This is a genomic window from Nocardiopsis sp. iso_186 (genome assembly GCF_056173365.1).
On record NZ_CM149670.1, the window covers coordinates 1,152,584 to 1,171,085 of the forward strand.

General features: G+C 69.7%; 15 protein-coding genes. 9 read left to right on the plus strand and 6 right to left on the minus strand.

Annotation, left to right across the window (positions count from 1 at the left end):
- Positions 1-39: 39 nt before the first annotated feature.
- Positions 40-693, minus strand: a complete 654-nt coding sequence (locus tag AC0VYP_RS05235; protein WP_285759025.1) for a hypothetical protein — start codon at positions 691-693, stop codon at positions 40-42.
- Between the two features lie 195 nt (positions 694-888).
- Positions 889-2,664 carry a substrate-binding and VWA domain-containing protein gene (locus AC0VYP_RS05240; RefSeq protein ID WP_475472780.1) on the minus strand — a complete coding sequence of 592 codons (1,776 nt, stop codon included), beginning with the start codon at positions 2,662-2,664 and terminating at the stop codon, positions 889-891.
- A gap of 566 nt (positions 2,665-3,230) precedes the next feature.
- Between AC0VYP_RS05240 and AC0VYP_RS05245 the strand changes: the two genes are divergently transcribed.
- Entirely contained in the window at positions 3,231-3,737 is a 507-nt protein-coding gene (locus AC0VYP_RS05245) for a hypothetical protein (protein WP_475472781.1), read from the plus strand.
- A 35-nt stretch (positions 3,738-3,772) separates the two neighbouring features.
- Entirely contained in the window at positions 3,773-4,615 is an 843-nt protein-coding gene (locus tag AC0VYP_RS05250; RefSeq protein WP_475472783.1) for a TrmH family RNA methyltransferase, read from the plus strand.
- Here AC0VYP_RS05250 and AC0VYP_RS05255 read toward each other — a convergent pair.
- Positions 4,612-5,517 carry a diacylglycerol/lipid kinase family protein gene (locus AC0VYP_RS05255; protein WP_285759032.1) on the minus strand — a complete coding sequence of 302 codons (906 nt, stop codon included), beginning with the start codon at positions 5,515-5,517 and terminating at the stop codon, positions 4,612-4,614. The two genes, AC0VYP_RS05250 and AC0VYP_RS05255, sit on opposite strands and share 4 nt — an antisense overlap.
- Positions 5,518-5,732: 215 nt before the next feature.
- Here AC0VYP_RS05255 and AC0VYP_RS05260 point away from each other — a divergent pair, with 215 nt between their 5' ends.
- Positions 5,733-6,638: a 2-hydroxyacid dehydrogenase gene (locus tag AC0VYP_RS05260; protein ID WP_475472785.1), complete on the plus strand. Its 906-nt coding sequence runs from the start codon at positions 5,733-5,735 to the stop codon at positions 6,636-6,638.
- A 65-nt stretch (positions 6,639-6,703) separates the two neighbouring features.
- Here AC0VYP_RS05260 and AC0VYP_RS05265 read toward each other — a convergent pair whose 3' ends face one another.
- The gene (locus AC0VYP_RS05265) at positions 6,704-7,462 is read right to left on the minus strand and encodes an MBL fold metallo-hydrolase (RefSeq protein ID WP_475472786.1); all 759 of its coding nucleotides are present in this window, start codon (positions 7,460-7,462) and stop codon (positions 6,704-6,706) included.
- Between the two features lie 80 nt (positions 7,463-7,542).
- Here AC0VYP_RS05265 and AC0VYP_RS05270 point away from each other — a divergent pair, with 80 nt between their 5' ends.
- Together AC0VYP_RS05270 and AC0VYP_RS05275 are read left to right on the plus strand one after the other, a co-directional pair.
- A complete protein-coding gene (locus AC0VYP_RS05270; RefSeq protein WP_285759037.1) occupies positions 7,543-9,246 on the plus strand; it encodes a bifunctional 3'-5' exonuclease/DNA polymerase in 1,704 nt (567 codons plus the stop codon).
- Between the two features lie 113 nt (positions 9,247-9,359).
- On the plus strand, positions 9,360-10,550 hold the full coding sequence (locus tag AC0VYP_RS05275) for a C40 family peptidase (RefSeq protein WP_475472789.1): 1,191 nt from the start codon (positions 9,360-9,362) through the stop codon (positions 10,548-10,550).
- 312 nt (positions 10,551-10,862) lie between these two features.
- Here AC0VYP_RS05275 and AC0VYP_RS05280 read toward each other — a convergent pair whose 3' ends face one another.
- Both AC0VYP_RS05280 and AC0VYP_RS05285 read right to left on the minus strand, forming a co-directional pair.
- Positions 10,863-11,588, minus strand: a complete 726-nt coding sequence (locus tag AC0VYP_RS05280; RefSeq protein ID WP_285759039.1) for an IclR family transcriptional regulator — start codon at positions 11,586-11,588, stop codon at positions 10,863-10,865.
- Between the two features lie 146 nt (positions 11,589-11,734).
- Positions 11,735-13,513, minus strand: a complete 1,779-nt coding sequence (locus AC0VYP_RS05285) for a gamma-glutamyltransferase family protein (protein ID WP_475474164.1) — start codon at positions 13,511-13,513, stop codon at positions 11,735-11,737.
- A 177-nt stretch (positions 13,514-13,690) separates the two neighbouring features.
- On the opposite strand from AC0VYP_RS05285, the gene AC0VYP_RS05290 reads away from it, so the two are divergent.
- From AC0VYP_RS05290 to AC0VYP_RS05305, 4 genes are read left to right on the plus strand one after another with little or no spacing between them, the layout of a single operon-like run.
- Positions 13,691-14,650, plus strand: coding sequence for an MBL fold metallo-hydrolase (locus AC0VYP_RS05290; protein WP_285759041.1), 960 nt, complete (start codon positions 13,691-13,693; stop codon positions 14,648-14,650).
- Positions 14,651-14,690: 40 nt separating this feature from the next.
- The gene (locus AC0VYP_RS05295; RefSeq protein WP_475472791.1) at positions 14,691-16,409 is read left to right on the plus strand and encodes an FAD-dependent monooxygenase; all 1,719 of its coding nucleotides are present in this window, start codon (positions 14,691-14,693) and stop codon (positions 16,407-16,409) included.
- 36 nt (positions 16,410-16,445) lie between these two features.
- A complete protein-coding gene (locus AC0VYP_RS05300; RefSeq protein WP_285759045.1) occupies positions 16,446-17,612 on the plus strand; it encodes a homogentisate 1,2-dioxygenase in 1,167 nt (388 codons plus the stop codon).
- Positions 17,612-18,475, plus strand: coding sequence for a hypothetical protein (locus tag AC0VYP_RS05305; protein ID WP_475472793.1), 864 nt, complete (start codon positions 17,612-17,614; stop codon positions 18,473-18,475). The genes AC0VYP_RS05300 and AC0VYP_RS05305 overlap by 1 nt, the downstream gene beginning before the upstream one ends.
- The last annotated feature ends 27 nt before the right edge of the window (positions 18,476-18,502 follow it).

The following is an 18,502-nucleotide window of genomic DNA, read 5'->3' on the forward strand; positions in this document are numbered from 1 at the left end:
AGGACCTCGGGGCAGGATCGCCTCGACCGTGACGTCCGATCAGGACGGGCTGGTCGTCGCATGTGGACGCGTGCCGTTGTGGCTGCGCCAGACCGGTTGGGGCGAGGTGCTCGGGGCCTGTTCCGGGCGGGGCCGGGGGATCGCCGCACCGCGCATCCGCTCGATGTCGATGGCCCCCGGCCCGTCCGCCTTTGAGCCGGGAACCTGCGACTGGCCGAAATGCCCTCCCTGGGCCCACAGCCGCACGCTTCTCGGACGAGGGAGCGAAGCGGGCCGGGGGATCGGGGACCCGGCCGGCCAGTGGCGCGGGACGCCCCAGGAGTCGAGCCATTCGAGAATACGATCCAGGCCGATGAGCGGGCCGTTCGTGAAGGGGAAGGCAGAATGTCCCAGGACCAGCACCCGCACGCAGACGCGTCCTTCCTGGGCCCAGTCGGTTGCGGTGCCCTGAGGGCGCCTGGTCGCCGCGGCCGTCGCGGGAAGCAGTTGCACGATCTCACCGTTGACGGGATTCCAGACCAGGTGAGCGGCTCGCTCGTCGTCGCCCAACTCTCGGGCGATTGCTCTCGCGGACAGTTCTTTCGGGTCCGATTCGGTTGTGTGCCAGACGGCTCTCGGCGCGCCGCCGTGCAGGCGGCCTCCAGTGATCGTGCCGTCCGCCCGTTCGACACCAGGCATCCACGCGTTGGCCACAGCGGCCACCTCTCAGCGAGTTCCCAAGTTCCTGTTCCGCACCGCACCCTTTTGCGTACGCGAATAAGTCGGGTAAGTCCATAGGCGGCACTCGATGGGCAAGTATGATCTATCTGTCCGGTATGGCTGATTGCCTCTTCGCCCAGTACCCGCGGCCGGATCCGGCCATTCGTCGTCCCCCGGCGCGCAATGGGGTCAGGGCGTCTCCTCGCCTCCGATCCGCAGGGCGAAGGACTGGAGGAAGATGTCCCCGATTTCGGTGGGGTCGTTCGTGAAGTAGGCCGCGCCGTTGGTCGCCGCGGCGATCTTCTGGAGGGGTTTCGGGTCCAGGCCCGGCCCGAAGGAGATCGAGACGACGGCTACCGGACGGTCCTCCATGAACTCCGCTTCCAGGGTGCTCAGCAGCTCGTTCAGGGAGATGCTGTTGTCGTCGTCGTTGTTTCCGTCGCTCAGCACCAGGATCGTGTTCACCCGGTCGGGCTTGTAGGTACGCGACATCTCCCGGTGCGCGGCCAGGATCGAGTCGTAGAGTCCGGTGTCCCCATCGGGTTCGGGGGTGATCCGGTCCAACGCCTTGGCAAGGGCTTCCTTCTGGGTCTGCTCGCCGACTTCGGCCGAGAGCGGCCTGATCGGAACGGTTTCCCGGTAGTCCAGGTCGTTGTTGATCCGGACCGAGAACTCCCATACCCCGATTTCGGAATCCGGTTGGAACAGGCTGAGCCCTTGGGCCGCGGCCTTGGTGGTCACCTCCATACGGTTCAGCCCGGTGCCCGGGACGGGTTCGGCCATCGAACCGGACACGTTGACCAGCGTCAGCAGCCGGGTGCTGAGTTTGAGCTGGTTCCATGACGAGGTCAGCGACCCCAGGGCCGTGTCGCTGGGAGCGGGCAGGCTGTCGGGGGCCTCGGCTTGGAAGCCGGCATCGGGGTGGAGAGTCCCGGAGTCGGCGCCACCGTCGGGCGAGCGGAACCCTTCGGCGCGGATCGCCGCGTGTGCTTCGTCCGTCACGAGCGATTCGCGGAAGAGTTCGATGGCGCGCAGGGTGAGCGCGTCGCCGGAGCGGACCACATAGGGGTAGTCGAGGACGTAGGTCCCGCTCTCGGGGTAGTTGACCCGGACCGGGGCGTCGGCGTGTTCGACGTTGTAGCGCCAGGCCGCCTGTTCGCTCAGGACCAGCACCGGATCGGGGCCCTCTTCCTCGCTGTCGCTGAGCGTGTTGAAGGCGCTCTCCTCGTCGATAGAGACGGTCTGCTGGAGATTTTGCAGCGCGGCGATGAGTTTGGGCTTGCTGGCCTCGTCACTGCCGATCGCGTCGCTGATCAACGCGAGTGTGGCCAATCCGGACGCGCTGCGCCCGGGGTCCACCAGGCGCACCCGATAGGCGGGGGTCTTCCCGGAGCCGGGGGCTGCCGTCGGAACCAGGGTCTGCCACGAGAAGGCTTCTCCCGCCTCCTCCGCGTCGGCCGCGGCCTCGGCCGGCATCGTCAGCACCAGGGGCGAACGGGCGACCGATGTCCCGGTGTCGGTCAAGGTGGTGCTGCCTGCGTCGCGCTTGGCGATCCTGGGCCACAGGTTGGAGTCGGGGATCCACACATCGGAGTCGGTGTCGCCAATGGTCGGCCCGGCACCGGTGATCCCGTAGGCGACGTTGGCCGAGTCGATGCCGCGCACGTTGACGCGCACACAACGGCCGTCCACGACGCGCTTCTCCCCGTTGAAGGTCCCGGCGAGTTCGGTGAGGACAGGGGCGATCTCGGGGGAGGCCGCGACACCGACCGGTAGCTCCTGACCGCGGCACCCGTCCTGACCGCCGAAGACGAACCAGCCGGTCACCCCGAGGCCGAGGAGGATCGCGACGGCACCCGCGAGTGCGACGAACGCGCGACCCCTGCCGCGATTGCGTCGCTTCCTGCTCGAACGAGGGCGGGGATCGTAGGCGTCGTCGTCGCCGTTTTCGCGGTGGCGTCCCAAGATGTCCTCACTGGGGGAAGTTAGGTATCCATTGGTGTGGGATGGAACGGTACCCACGCCCGCATCCGCGTGGAAGGGCCGAAAGGCGGGTTCGGATCCCTTGGGGGGAAGACCCGGACGGGGCGCGGACGTGGGACGGGTGACGTGCCGATGGGGTCGGGGAGGAGGGTGAGCGCGGCGGGGAGAGCCCGACCCCCCCTCTTCTCGTGATTCGATTGTGATCTGCGGGTGGGGTCCGCCGCCGTCCTCCGGTCGGGCCGCGTCGTTTCGCGGACGTCGTCCTGGCTGCGACGGAGCGGGGGAGTGCGTCGGACGGCTCGGGTGTCGTCCCCGTCCGGCCGGCTTGATCTCAAGGTGCCGCTGTCGGGCAACGCCGCTAGAATGTCGCCGCTCGCGCCAGTTGTTTCTGGAACGCGCGTGCCGGATGTGTGGTCGTTGTCAACGTGCCGCGGGGGCGGCCGGACGACCCGTCGCACCGGGGCGTGCCGGGGGTCGCGGGATCGGAGAACGGACGGGGATCCCCGTTGACGTTCTCCGCGATCATCTGACTTCGTAGAGCGGCGGCCATGTCCAAGCTGAACCCCCGTCGAGGCTTCCTCGGCACGATCGGCACCGTGGTGCTCGGATCACTCTGCCTCGGAGGCGCGGTTGCCTACACCGCTGTTGTGGGGACCTCTCTGGTGGGTCTCCCCGAGACCATGCCCGAAGCACAGGAGCTGCACACCATCAGTGGTCTCACCGACCTTCCTCCCGCCCCGGTGGCCTTCCTCAGCGTAGAGGTGGTCAACGGTGAGGACAGCTACGAGCGGACGCTCAGCTGTTTCGGTGATCCCCTCAGCGACCCCGCCTCCTGCGGAGAGCTCGCCCAGGCCGCGGAACAGGAAGACCCGGCGGGGCCCTTCGAGGAGGTCTCCAGCGGTTCCATCTGCACCGACGTCGTCTACGGTGCCGAGCATGCCACCATCACCGGGACCTGGGAAGGTGTGGAGATCGCCACGGAGGTGACCCGTGAGGGCTCCTGCCACGAGGCCCGCTGGCAGCGGCTCACCGCGCTGACCGACCGCCCCGAGTAGCGCGGCGCTCCGCCGGAGTCGGCGAGAATGGGGCGGTGAACGTCATCGAGGTCCCAGACGCAGCCGACGAACGGCTTGCCGACTACGTCCGACTGCGCGACGTCAACCTTCGTAAGAGCCTGGAGTCCGAGCACGGCCTCTTCATGGCCGAGGGGGAGAAGGTCGTGCGTCGCGCCCTGCGCGCCGGATACCGCCCGCGCTCGTTCCTGCTGACTCCCCGTCGCCGTGCCGCTCTGGCCGACCTGGTCGAACAGATGACGGCTCCGGTCTACGTCGTCGCCGATGAGGTCGCCGAGGCGCTGGTCGGTTTCGACCTTCACCGCGGCGCTCTCGCTTCCTTCGAGCGCAAACCCCTCCCGGGGATGGACCAGGTACTCGACGGTGCCCGTCGTGTGGTGGTGTTGGAGGACATCGTTGACCACACCAATGTCGGGGCGATCTTTCGCAGCGCTGCCGGACTGGGGATCGATGCCATCGTGCTCGCGCCCCGTTGCGCCGATCCCCTCTACCGGCGTTCGGTGAAGGTCTCCATGGGAGCCGTCTTCACCCTGCCCTACACGAGGCTGCACGATTGGTACGGCGGTCTTGCGGATCTGCGCGAACGCGGGTTCCAGCTGTTGGCGATGACGCCCGCCCCCGGCTCCGTCCTGCTCGCCGATGCACTGGCCGCCGCCGACGGCGACCGGCACGCCCTGCTGCTGGGAACCGAGGGCGACGGGCTTTCCTCCCGCTGGATGGAACAGGCCGACGTCCGTGTGCGCATTCCGATGGTCCAGCGTGACGTTGACTCCCTCAACGTCACCGCGGCCGCGGCCATCGCCTGTTACGAGATGGTGCGGGGGCACTCGGTGGATCGTGCGGACGCGGGGACGGTCTAGACAGAGGAACCGTGCGGTGCGCCGGAGGGGACGACGAACGTCCATGCGCCGGGCAGCACATGCCAACTGCGTGCGGTGACGTTCTCGAAGAGCTCACCGTCGTTGCTGGCCGTCACCGATTCGCAGACGAGTGTGACGCTGCGGGCCTGGCGCCGGTAGACGTCGATCTCCATGGGGTGGGTGCCCCGGTGGAGCCGCACCGCGTGTGCGGCCCGTCGCCAGAACCCGCGCGAGCGCGAGACCACCAGGTTGATCGTTCCGTTGTCGGCCCGCGCGTCGGGATCGAGCGTCCCCGAGCCGCCGCCGATGAACCGGCCGTTGGCCAGCCCCGCCATGAGGACCTTGTGGCGCGGGCCGATCACCAACTCGTCGTCGGCTTCCACCATCATGCGGTAGCCCTGCGCCGCCCACCCCGCGATCAGCCCGCCCACCGGGAAACTGACCGGGCCGAGGACCTTTTTCCACTTCGCTGCTTCTTTGGTGGAGTCCGCGCCTATCCCCACGTGCACCGCGTTGACGGTCACCTCTCCGGTGTCGTCCACGAACAGGTCCAGGGGGGTCGGCGTCCCGGCGAGGAACGCCCGGGCCGCGCCCACCGGGTCGAGCGGGATTCCCAAGCCGCGCGCGAAATCGTTGCCGGTCCCCAGAGGCAACAGTCCAACGGTGCGTTCGCCCAGCTCGCCGCGGCGGTAGAGGGCGTTGGCCAGGGCGTGCAGACTGCCGTCGCCGCCCGCTACCAGAAGTGTCTCGTGCCCGCCGTCCAGCACCTCTTCGAGCTCCTTGGCGTCGCTCGAGTAGGCGACCTCCACCGCTTCTGCTCCGGCGATCGTGAGCTCGCCCACCGCGATGCGCAGTTGGGTGTCCTCGTTCGTTCCTGCCTTGGAGTTGCTGATTACGAGCATGAGGTCGTTCCTCGGGGTGCGAAAGTGAGCCGGCGGAGGCCGGTTGAGGGGAGACGGACACGCTTCGCGTGGGACGGCGTTCCCCTGGACTTCCTCATACTCCCCCGGAGCGGGCGGATCACACGCCCGAGCAGGAACGGACGCGTTCCCTGCTGGTAGTTTCGGTCCGATCGTGGTCCAAGCGTGGGTGAGTCGGAGAACGAGGTGGGTGCGGCGTGACCGGACGGGTGCTGGTTCCGTGGACGCAGAACCGGGACAACGCTCCCGACGGACTGCGGGTCGAGGTCTACGACGGAAGCGCCGAACCTCCCGTGGATCTCGACGACGTCGTCTTCTATGTGTTGCCCTACGGGGCCGAGCCGGTGGACCTGATGCGGCGGATGCCCCGGTTGCGTGCCGCGCAACTGCTCACCGCCGGCTACGAGCACGCGGTGAACGCGTTGCCCGAGGGGGCCTCCCTGTACAACGGTCGCGGCCTGCACGACGCCAGCACGGCCGAGCACGCACTCGGCCTGATCCTGGCGGCCCAGCGGGAGCTTCCGCTGTGGGCGGCCGAGCAGTCCCGGCACTCCTGGGACCCGCACTACACCCGCTCGCTCGCCGATTCCCGGGTGCTGATCGTTGGGTACGGCAGCATCGGGGAGGCGGTCGAGGCCAGGCTGCTGCCCTTCGAGACCGATGTGGTCCGCCTTGCCCGCCGGCCCCGCCCCGACGCCGATGTGTACGGCATCGACGCGTTGCACGGGCTGTTGCCCGAGGCCGATGTCGTGGTGATCGTCGCGCCGCACACACCGGCCACCGAAGGACTCGTCGGAGCGGCCGAGCTCGCGTTGCTGCGCGATGACGCACTCGTGGTCAACGTCGGCCGCGGTCCGGTCCTGGACACCGCCGCGCTGCTGGCCGAGAACGGTCGGATCCGCGCCGCGCTGGACGTCACCGACCCCGAGCCGCTTCCCCCGGGCCACCCCCTGTGGGATGCCCCGGGCGTCTACCTCACCCCGCACGTGGCCGGCGGCTCCGCGACCTTCTATCCCCGGGCGAGGCGTTTCGTGGACGAGCAGTTGCGCCGGTGGTCCGTCGGCGAGCCACTGCTCAACCGGGTGGCCCTCGACCACGGGTGACGTCGCGTCGTCGAGGGGCGCTCTCCTCACCCGCGGTCCTGACTGTCGGGGCGGGGGATCCGCGCTCAGGGGTGCAGCCGGGCCCGTTGCTTCTCGCTCTCCCGGACGAGCCAGGGCTCCGTCAGTCGCGCGTCCGCGCAAGGGCTGTTGCGCCGTAGCCCGTCGAGGTAACGGCGGTCCGCCGCCACCCGCTCGTGGAACGCCGTGGCGTCTCCCACCGATCCGTGGCCGCACACCACGTGGCGCACCGGCAGTGCGGCCAGCCGGTCCAGGCCGGCCGAGTAGTCGCCGAGCGGGTCGGCCCCGGTCAGGTCCAGCAAGGGGATCTCGATGTCGGAGCACATGTCCCCGCAGATCAGCACCCCCGTATCGGGGAGAAACAGTGCGGCGTGTCCGGCGGAGTGCCCGTCATGAGCCACGACGGCCGCCTCCGTGCCCGGCCAGGGAAGGCGGTCGGCCCCTTCGGGCAGTGGGGTGAGCGCGCCCACCAGCCGCAGGTCATGGCCCGGCGCGTCCGCCGCCAGTTCGGCGAGCAGTTCCGCGCGGTTGGTGTGTGCGGCTTCCACGGCCCGCGCGGTCGCGTACCGTGGGACCTCTCCCAGGTCGGAGTGCCAGAGCACGTGGTCCCAGTGCGCGTGTGTGGAGAAGCCCGCGGTTACCGTCAGCCCGTGTCCGCGCACCGCAACGCCCAGTGCCACTATCTCGGCCACCGCGACCCCGGGGTCCACCACCAGGCACTCGTTCCCGGAGACGATCACTGTCGAATTCGTCCGGCACCACGGGGAGGTGCCCACCAGCACACCGGGTGCGATCTCGCTCAGCATGACGCCATCCTGGCATCCGCGCGTGTGGCGGCCTGCGATCCGACCGGGCGATTGTCACCGGCGCACAGCAGACTGGGGGCATGCGCATCGCGGTGGTCCCCGACTTCGAGGGTGGGGGCCGGTTGCAGGAGATCAGCTCCGACGGAGGCTCCGTCGGTCCGGTCCGAGAGGTCGCCGACCTCGTCGGTACCGTCGCCGACTACGAGCGCGCGTCCGGTCCAGCGCCCCGCTGGGTGTGGGCGGCGACCGACGAGGTCTATCCGCCGCTGGTCGAACGGGCGTCGCGGGTGGGGCGCTGCCACGACATCGGCCTCGTCGAGACACTGCTGTTGGGCTACCACGGCAGATTCGGCGAGGCCAGGTCGCTGGGCGCTGCCTGGGCCCGATTGCGCGGTCTGGAGGTTCCCCCCGATCCTCCCACCCGTTCGGGCACGGGGGCCGAACCCCCGCTGGCTCTTTTCTCGGTGGACCGGTCCACCCTGCCCTCCGGCACCGATCAGCTCGATGCGCTGGTCCAGGTGCACGCCGACCAGCAGCGCCGGATCGGTCGGCTGCCCGAGCCGGAGAAGTTCGCCCTCCTGGCCGCGGTGGAGTCCGCTGGTGCGCTCGCCGCTGTGGAGATGGCGCACGACGGTGTCCCGTGGCGCGCCGAGGTCCACGACGAGGTCCTCACCGCTCAGCTCGGCCCGCGTCCCGTAAGGGGAGTCCGCCCCCGGGTGCTCGCCGAACTCGCCCGTGCCGTCGGGGAGGCGTTCGGCCGCGAGGTGAACCCGGACTCGCCCGCCCAACTGCTCAAGGCGTTCGCTGCGATCGGCCACCCGGTGGCCTCGACCCGTTCCTGGGAGATCGGCCGGATCGATCATCCGGTCGTGCCGCTGTTGCTGCGCTACAAGGAACTGGCCAGGTTGTACTCGGCGAACGGCTGGACCTGGCTGGACGCCTGGGTGCGCCAGGGCCGCTTCCGCCCCGACTACGTGGCCGGCGGCGTGGTCTCCGGTCGATGGGCCACCCGCGGCGGAGGCGCGCTTCAGATCCCCAAGATCGTGCGCCGCGCGGTGTGCGCCGATCCGGGGTGGACACTCGTCACCGCCGACGCCGGGCAGCTGGAGCCCCGAATCCTCGCCGCGGTCTCCGGCGACCGCGCCCTGGCGGCCGCGGCCGGGAGCGAGGATCTCTATGCCCGGCTCGGTGCGGTCTTCGGCGCGCGCACCGTCGGCGACGAAGCGGGCCGTCAACGGGCCAAGATCGGCATGCTTTCCGCGATGTACGGCCAGACCGGCGGGGACGCCGCACCGTTGTTGCGCACGATGCGGCAGGCGTTTCCCCGGGCGCTGGACTACGTGGACGCAGCGGCACGGCAGGGGGAGCAGGGGCGGTTGGTCCGCTCCTGGTTGGGACGAACCTGCCCGCCGCCCTCACCCGCCTGGCGGCGCGCGGTCGCCGGGGACGGCGGGGAGGATGACGCGGCGACCCGGCGGAGCGTCCGGGATCGTGGCCGCTTCACCCGCAACTTCGTCGTCCAGGCGACCGCAGCGGAGTGGGCGCTGGTCTTCCTGGCCGGGGTCCGGCGTCGTCTCGCGGCAGCGGCCCGCAACGACGGTGAGGCGCAACTGGTGTTCTTCCAACACGACGAGTTGGTCCTGCACGCCCCGGTGTCGATGGCGGGTGAGTGCGTGGAGTTGCTCAAGGAAGCGGAGGCCGAGACCCGGTCGTTGCTCTTCGGGAAGACAGAGGTAAGATTTCCGCTGGATATCGCTGTGGTCGAGTGTTATGCCGATGCTTGAACGTGGGCTTTCAAGGGCAACTCGTCGATTCTTGTTTGCTTAGCACGCTTGAAACAAACGGACTTAAGCCCCATTGTTGTACACGACAAAACAGGCCACTGAAAGGTGAGACCGTGGCGGTTCGGCAGCGGCTGACGGTTTGCACGGGAACGACAGTGGCCTTCGTGGTGGCCTTCAGTGCTTTCGGTGCGCCTGCCTGGGCCGACCCCCGGCCCAACGTGGCGGACCGGCCCCCGGTCAGCGTCTCCGTCCCTTCCGGTGGGGGAGTCAACCGCGACCAGACCCCCGCTCCGCGTTCCTCGCCCCCGGTCGCCGACGAGGACGCGCTCACGCGCGACATCCGCGTCGAGGACTTCGCGGAGGCGCGTTCGCGCGAATACTTCGTTGCCGCTCCCGATTCCCTGGACGACGCGATCGTCGCGAAAGTGCGCGCGCTGAAAGCAGTGGACGCGGTCGAGGTCGTCAACGCGGCCCGGGTCGAGGTCAACGGCAAGGCGACCTCGGTCCTGGGCGTCAACCCCTCCACGTTCCGCAACTACGCCCCCGAGCCGTCCGCCAAGTCCGATGAGATCTGGCAGGGCATCGCCGAGGGGCGGATCGCGCTGTCCGACGAGGTCGGAAAGCAGCGCAAGCTCGAACTGGGCAGCACCGTCACCATTGCCGGCGGCAAGGGGCGGGTGGACAAGGAGGTGTGGACGCACGCCACCTCCGGGGTTGCCGGTATCGACGCGCTGATCTCCAGGGATTCCGCTGAAGAGCTCGGCTTCCCCACCGGGAACGGACTGGTCGTCTCCGCGCCCGATGCCGACCTGTGGGACCTCAGGGACGAGCTGGAGAAGGTCCTCGGCGAGGACGCCGGGCTTCAACTGCTTGCCGAGGAGCCGGAGCCGCGTCCCTCTGACGCCGCCGGCAGCGCGGTGGGCGACGCGATCGTCGAGGACATGATCTCCGCCGCGCGGACCCAACTCGGTGTTCCCTATGTCTGGGGAGGGATGACCCCCGAGGGCGGGTTCGACTGTTCCGGCCTGGTGCAGTGGGCGTTCGGCCAAGCGGGGGTCGCGGTGCCGCGCGTCACCCACGACCAGTGGTGGGCCGGCGAGCACGTTGACTACGCCGATGCCAAGCGTGGGGACCTGATCTTCTGGCGCAGCGACCCCAGTGCCCCCGACTACATCTCGCACGTGGCGATTCTGCTGGGCGACGGCACGATGATCGAGGCGCCGCGCACCGGTGACGTCGTGAAGGTCACCGACGTCCGGCTGCGCAACCTCGCCGGTGTGGTCCGGGTCCACGTCGGCGACTAGCGCCGGGGCCGACCGGCCGCAACAGAGACGGGGCCGCACCGCGCCGGTGCGACCCCGTACTGTCTCCTGGCGTTGAGACCAGCCGGGAGGGGAGGGCTGGCTCGGCAGGAGGGGAAGGCAGGGAGTGGCTCGCTGAGGGAGGGGGTGTTCAGCGGGACGATCCCTGCGTAAGGCTCATTCGATTATCGGTCGATGCCTTCGTATATGGAACAGCTGTTTCCCATGCGCAAACATAAGCCGCGAGTGGTCTTTTTGGCAAGGCCGAGTCGGCATCACCACTATGGATCTTAAAATAGCCGAAAAAGCGGCAGCTCATGGCAAATCAAGCATGATCTCGCGGGCTGCGGCCCGGACCCGGAGCCCCAGTTCTGCGCGTTCCTCGGGGGTGAGCGCAGGTGCTTCCAGGTAAACCACCGACACGGCGGCCGGACCCGCCGTCGAGGTAATCGGAGCCGCTACCGACGACATGCCGGGTAGGACCTCGCTGCGGGAGTAGGCCCACCCCTGTTCGCGCGCGCGGGCCACCTCGGGGCGCTCGCCCTGGCGCGGCGGCCAGGCGGACAGCAACGCCATACCGGGGGCGCCCTGTTCCAGGGGGTGGCGCATACCCGGTGCGTAGGCGATGTGGGCAACGGACTGGCGGGGTTCCACCGACAGCAGTGTGATCGCCTCGCCACCACTGGGGACGACCAGGAAAGCCGTCTTGCCGGTTTCGTTGGCCAGGAGCGACATCGCCGGCAGTGCCGCCGACTGCAGACCGGGGGAGACGCCACGGGCCAGGACGGGGAGTCCGAGCCCCAGTTCGTAGGAGCCTTCGCCGGTCCTGCCGACGAGGCGGTGGTCCTCCAACGTGCGCAGGATCCGATAGATGATGGATCGGTGCACCTTGAGTTCGCCGGCCAGGCCGGCGATGGTCATCGGAGCCCCGGCCTCGTGCAGAATCTCCAGGACCCGGATTCCCCGGTCGAGCGTTTGGGACCGGGTTCCGGGGAAGTCCGGCCGCGGACCACGGTCGCCCCCTGGGGCGGGTTCCGTCATGCGCGTTCTCCTCAGCACTCTGGTCCGGTCCCCGTGGGGCGAACCTTGCTCGGTTAACGAGTCGTGCGATCAATAGTCGCACAGCGCAAGAACCTCGGAAGGTTTCATGGTGTCCTGAATCACATTTTCTGCTGTTGTTGGGCAGCCTATCGACCCACCGCGTACCCCTGCGAACCCCGCGGATTCGCCGCCGCGGAGAGCGCACCGGTATCGGGGTCGCGGCGCACGGCACTGAGCCGGCCCAGTGACCAGGGGCCCGACTCGACTACTCGGTGGCCGCGGCGGCGCAGCTCGGCGATCTCCTGGGTCCCCATCCTCGACTCCGCCACCATCTCGCCCGGCACGGTCTCGCGCGGGTGGAAGGAACTGGGGAAGGCGTTGGTGTGGAACATGGGAGCGTCGATCGCCTCCTGCAGGTCCATGCCCCCGTGCGCCAGACGCAGGAAGAACGTCAGTGACCATTGATCCTGCTGGTCGCCGCCCGGGGTTCCCAGTGCGAGCACACCCTCTCCCTCCCGGGTGACCAGGGTGGGCGTCAGCGTACTGCGCGGTCGTTTTCCCGGTGCCACCACGCTGGGCGAACGGGGGTCCAGCCAGAACATCTGCGCCCGGGTCCCCAGGGGAAAGCCCAGTTCCTCGATCACAGGGGAACTGGCCAGCCATCCGCCGCTCGGGGTGGCCGAGACGAGGTTGCCGTTTCGGTCGACCACGTTGACGTGGCAGGTGTCGCCGCGGTGCTCGCCGGTCGCCCCGAGCGTCGGCTCGCCGCCGGCGCGGTCGATCGCCGCGGTACTGCCGCTCAGGTAGCGCTCGGGCAGGTACGGCACCCGCCCATCGGGGGACCCCGGGCGCAGTTCCAGCGATGCGGTCTCGCCCACCAGGGTGGCCCGTTGCTCGGCGTACTCGGTGCTCAGCAGCGTTGCGAGCGGTACGTCGGTGAAAGCGGGGTCGCCGTACCACGCCTCCCGGTCGGCGAAGGCCAGCTTGGCGGCCTCGGTGACAAGGTGGGCGAACTCGGGCGAGAGTACGTCCGCCTTGCCGGTTTCCAGCGCCTCGGCCAGTGTGAGTTGTTGAAGGAACACCGGCCCCTGCCCCCACGGTCCGGTCTTGTGCACCGTCAGCCCGTTGTGCTGCACGCGGGTGGTCTCTTCGTAGCCGGCCCGCCATTGGGCCAGGTCGGCTCCGGTGAGCAGGGCGCGGCGCGGTATCCCCGAAGCGTCGGGTACGGGGGCGGAGAGAAAACCGGTGATCGCCTCTGCCACGAAGCCCTCGCGCCAGATCCGGCGGGCCGCGTCGATCTGCCCTTCCCGGGTCCGCGCCGCCGACCGCGCCTCGCTCGCGATCCTGCGATAGGTCGCGGCCAGTACGGGGTTGGTCTGCCAGGTCCCGGGGGCGGGGGCCCGGCCGTCCCGCAGGTACAGCCGGGCCGATCCGGGCCACCAGCGGGTGAACACCTCCGACAGCTCGTTGATCTTCGCCGAGATCTGCGCGAGAACGGGGAAGCCGTGTGCGGCGTAGCCGATCGCCGGTTCCAGGACGTCTTCCAGCCGCATCGTGCCGTAGTCGCGCAACAGGAGCATCCATGCGTCGAACGCGCCGGGCACGCACGCGGCCAGTACACCGCTGCCGGGGATGCGATCCAGCCCGTCGAAGGCGGCCGGGACGGCCGCTGCCGGAGCCGGTCCCTGGCCGCACAGCACCTGGGGAGACTCCCCGGCCTTGTGGAAGAGGACGGGCACTTCACCGCCCGGGCCGTTCAGGTGCGGTTCGACCACCTGCAGGGTGAAGCCGGCGGCCACTGCCGCGTCGAAGGCGTTTCCGCCCCGCTCCAATGCGGCCATTCCCACCGAACTCGCCAGCCAGTGTGTGCTGGCGACCATGCCGAACCTGCCGCGCAGCTCCGGTCGGGTGGTGAATCCGGGCATGGACGCCTCCAGGGGGTGCGGGGACGGGCGTTTCTCGTGGGCGAGCGGCCAGGTTACGCAACCGTGCCGCGGGCGCGGCAACCCCGCCGACACCCCCTTGTCGGTGTTCCATGTCACATCTATGATCGTTCTAAATAAGAATGATGTGTTCGATATCCGATCTAAGGGTGGCCGCACATGGGTAAGCCGTTCGCGAGTTCAGCCGATCTGGAAGACAAGCAGCAGACCCTGGAGGTCCTCGCCGAAGGCGTGTACACGCTCACCGCAGAGGGGGACCCCAACGTCGGAGCCGTCGAGGGGGAGGACTTCCTGGTCTGCTTCGAGGCACTGGCCACTCCTGCCGCAGCCCGGGACTGGCTGGCCAAACTGCGCGAGCACACCGACAAACCCATCCGCTACCTGGTGCTCTCCCACTACCACGCGGTCCGCGTCCTGGGGGCCAGTGCCTTCGACGCCGACGTCGTCATCGCCCACGACAACACCCGCCTGCTCATCGACGAGCGCGGCAAACAGGACTGGGACAGCGAGTACGGGCGCATGCCGCGGCTGTTCAAGGACCCCTCCTCCATTCCCGGCACGACCCACCCCGACGTCACCTTCGACGACCGCCTCACCATCGACCTGGGCGGCGATCGCGGCGACCTGGTCCTGCAGTACTGCGGCCGGGGCCACACCGAGGGGGACGTCGTCGCCTGGCTTCCCCGCCACCGCATCCTCTTCGCCGGTGATCTCGTCGAGGCCGAGGCCGCGCTCTACACCGGTGACGCCTTCCACCACGACTGGGCCGGGGCCACCCTCGACCGGGTCGCCGCCTTCGAGGCCGAGGCACTGATCGGGGGACGCGGCCCGGTCGTCAGGGGGCGTGCGGCCGTGGACGCGGCCATCGCCCAGACCCGCGGTTTCCTGGACACCATGCGCGAGCAGGTCGGTGGCGTGCATCGGCGCGGGGGCACCCTCAAGGAGGCGTTCACCGCCGCTCACGCCGCGCTCGCTCCGCGTTTCGGCGGATGGCCCATCTTCGAGCACTGCCTTCCCTTCGACGTGGCCCGCTTGTGGGAGGAGTACGAGGGGCAGGAGCGGCCCACGATCTGGACCGCCGAACGCGACCGGGAGGTGTGGGAGCAGTTGCAGGGATGACGGTGACCGCCCGCTGTCCAGCGACCGAACGGGAGGAACCATGACCCCCGCCGTGCCCGCCCCCGCTTCTCACCGGTCCCGTCGTCCGCCCGTCCTCATCAGCGGTGCCGGCCCGGTCGGACTGGCCACTGCCTTGACCCTCGCCCGGTTCGGTGTGCCCAGCACCGTCTTCGAGGCCCGCGCCGAACCCGACGCCGAGCACGCCGTCCGCAGCGGTTCCAAGGCGATCTGCTTCCAACGCGACGTCCTCGACGTCCTCGCCCGCCTGGGGGTGGCAGAACCACTGCTCGCCGAGGGCACCACGTGGACGACCGCGCGCACCTACTACCGCGGGCGCGAGGTCCGCACGGTCGCCTTCCCCGGCGCGCCGGCGCGCGCCGGCCTTCCGGCCCCGCTGCCGCCGTGGATCAACATCTCCCAGGCCAGGGTCGAACAGGAACTGCTGCGCGCGGCAGCGGTGCAGCCACTGGTCACGGTCCACTACGGCCACCGCGTCACCGCGGTCAACCAGGACACCCGCGGAGTGACCGTGCGCACCACCGGTGGCGGCGGCGCCCGGCTCGCCCACGGCACCCACCTGGTGGGAGCGGACGGGGCGGGCGGCGACGTGCGCAAGCTCCTGGGGGTCGGCTTTCCCGGTGGCTCCTTCGACGACCGATTCCTCATCTGCGATATCCGCGCCGGGCTGCCGTTTCCCAACGAACGCCGGTTCTATTTCGACCCCGAGTGGAACCCAGGACGCCAGGTCCTCGTGCACCAGTGCCCCGACTCGACATGGCGTATCGACTGGCAGGTGCCCGCGGACTACGATCTCGATGCCGAGCGCGACAGCGGAGCCCTCGACCAGCGGATCCGCACGATCGTGGGGGACCGGCCCTACGATCTCGTATGGTCCTCGGTCTACCGGTTCCACGAGCGCTGCGCCGAACGTATGCGTTCGGGACGGGTGCTGCTCGTCGGGGACGCCGCCCACCTCTACGCGCCCTTCGGGGCACGCGGCCTCAACTCCGGCATCCACGACGCCGAGAACGCCGGATGGAAGATCGCCGCAGCCCGTGGAGCACGCCCCGGCCCGGCCGATGCCCTGTTGGAGAGCTACCACATCGAGCGCTGGGCCGCCGCCCAGGAGAATCTGCGGGTCACCGGCGCCACCATGCGTTTCCTCGTACCGCAGGACGAGCAGCAGGCCCGGTTGCGGCGAACGACACTGGAACTGGCCGTGACCGATCCCGCTGCGCGCGATCGCATCGACTCCGGGCGACTGGCCGAGCCCTACTGGTACCCCCGATCGCCGCTGACCACCCCGCCTGCGGTGCCGTCCGCTCCGATGGCGACCGGCGGTCAGCACCCGCCCGTTCCAGGAGTGATATGCCCCGACGGTCCCTACTTCCCGTCGGGAGAGACCGAGCCGGTTCGGATGCGCAGCGTGCTCGGGCCGGGCCTCACCGTCATCGTGGCCCGTGCGGACCAAGCCCGCGCACTCGCCGACGTGGGAGCCGGACTGCCCGTTGCGGTGCGCATCTTCGTTCTGGACGACATCGACCCCACCGGCACCCTCGCCGCGGCGTTGCGCTGCGACGGCAGTACCGCCCACCTGGTCCGTCCCGACGCGCACCTGTGCGCGGTGCTGCCGGCCGGTGACGGCGCCGCGGTCCGTGCGGCTCTGCGGCGAGTGTGCGGGGACCCGCCCGAGGGCCCGCCGCGGCCCGGAACCGGAGAGCGTTCGGCAGGGCAGGCCCCTGCCCCCGTGGAGCACTGAGGTGCCGTTCGACGGCACTGACGAAAGGAGCGTCCGATGCCCTACTACCGCGCGGTCGGGGAGATCCCCCGCAAACGCCACATCGTCTTCCGCAAACCCGACGGTGGTGTCTACGCCGAAGAGCTGATGGGAGAAGAAGGCTTCTCCTCGGACTCCTCACTGCTCTATCATCGCCATCTCCCCACCGCCATCGTCGGCGCCGAACCGGTTGCCGAGGCCGGGGACGGGGCGGCACAGCCCAACCTGCCGCTGTCCCCGCGGCACTTTCGTACCGGGGACCTGCCTGCGGGAGGGGACCTGGTGACAGGGAGGCGCCTGCTCGCGGCCAACGCCGACGTGCGCATCTGTCTGGCCACCACCGGTCAACCGAGCGAGCTGTACCGTAACTCGATGGGCGACGAGACCGTGTACGTCCAGTCGGGGGCGGCCCGGTTCGAGTCAACCTATGGTGTGATCGATGCGGTCGAGGGCGACTACGTCGTCATCCCCACCGGAACCATTCACCGCTGGGTCCCCCGCGAAACGGTCACCGCGCTGGTCATCGAGGCGGCAGGGCACGTCCGGCCGCCCAAGCGCTACCTCTCCGCCAACGGTCAGCTCCTGGAGCACGCGCCTTACTGCGAGCGGGATCTACGCGGCCCGGTGGAACCGTTGGTGGTGGAGGGTGACGAGGCGGTGGCCCCCACCCCGGTACTGGTCCGGACCCGCGGCGGCCTCACCCGGCTGACGTTCGCCCACCATCCCTTCGACGTGGTCGGCTGGGACGGCTACCTCTATCCCTACGCCTTCAACATCAACGACTTCGAGCCCGTGGTGAAGAAGACGCACGCGCCGCCGACGGTCCACCAGACCTTCGAGGGGCCGGGGTTCGTGGTGTGCTCGTTCTGCCCACGCCCACTCGACTTCCACCCCGATGCGGTCCCCATCCCCTACAACCACCACAACGTGGACTCCGACGAGTTCATGTACTACGTCGGCGGGGACTACGCGGCCCGCAAGGGCTCGGGAATCGACGTCGGATCGGTGTCCCTGCACCCCGCCGGGTTCACCCACGGCCCGCAGCCGGGTGCGGTCGAAGCCGCGCTGGGCGCCGCCCGGACGACGGAGATGGCCGTGATGATCGATACCTTCCGGCCACTCGACCTCGGTCCGGCGGCGCTTGAGTGCGAGGACCCCGGTTACGCCTGGAGCTGGGCCCGCTGATGGCAGGAGCCGCCGTCCTGTTGCGCGGCCTCGTCAACGACGCGGGCCTGTTCCCCCCCACCGCACTGCCGATGGGGCAGGCGTTGGCACGCCACCGGGCGGACCGCATCGTGGCCGACCCCATGCTCACCGGGCGTTTTCTGTGCCCAGTGAGCCGGTGGGACGAGTTGTGCGCGGGACTCGGGCCCGGGGAACAGGTGGACGTCGGGCTGATCCTGGACACCGAGCAGGCGCTGCTCGGCGGGGTCGCCGTCGCCGATTCCCGGGTTCGGGTCACGCACTACGAGGTCAGGGCCCCCGGAGCCGGTATCGGCAAGGCGCTCCGTCCCCTCGTGCGTACCGGTGCCGACGGGCGGGGCACGTCAGGGGAGGGCCGGGTGCGGCTCCCGGTCTATTTCGAGTTCGACCGGGGGCCGGAGGGCCGCGGCAACCTCGCGGGGCTGGCCGGCGCCGCCGGTCTGCGGGCCAAGGTCCGGTGCGGCGGCGCACGCGCCGACCTGTTCCCCGGCGCTACGGAGCTCGCCGCGTTCATCTGCGAGTGCGCCGAACACGGGGTGCCGTTCAAAGCCACCGCGGGGTTGCACCACGCTGTACGCCACACCGATCCCTCGACCGGGTTCGTGCACCACGGCTACCTCAACCTGCTGTCGGCCACTGCCGCGGTGCTGGTCGGGGAAGGCGAGGAGGGGGCCCGCCGGGAACTGCTCTGCGATGACCCCGCTGCTCTCGCCGAGCGGGTCCTGGCACTGGACGAGGACACTGCCGTCGAGGTCCGGGAACTGTTCATCGGGTACGGCTCGTGCAGTACGCGCGATCCGGTGACCGATGCCCGCGAACTCGGCCTCCTCGATCCGCCCCGGTGACCGGAAGCCGGCGGTCGCCGGTCCGCC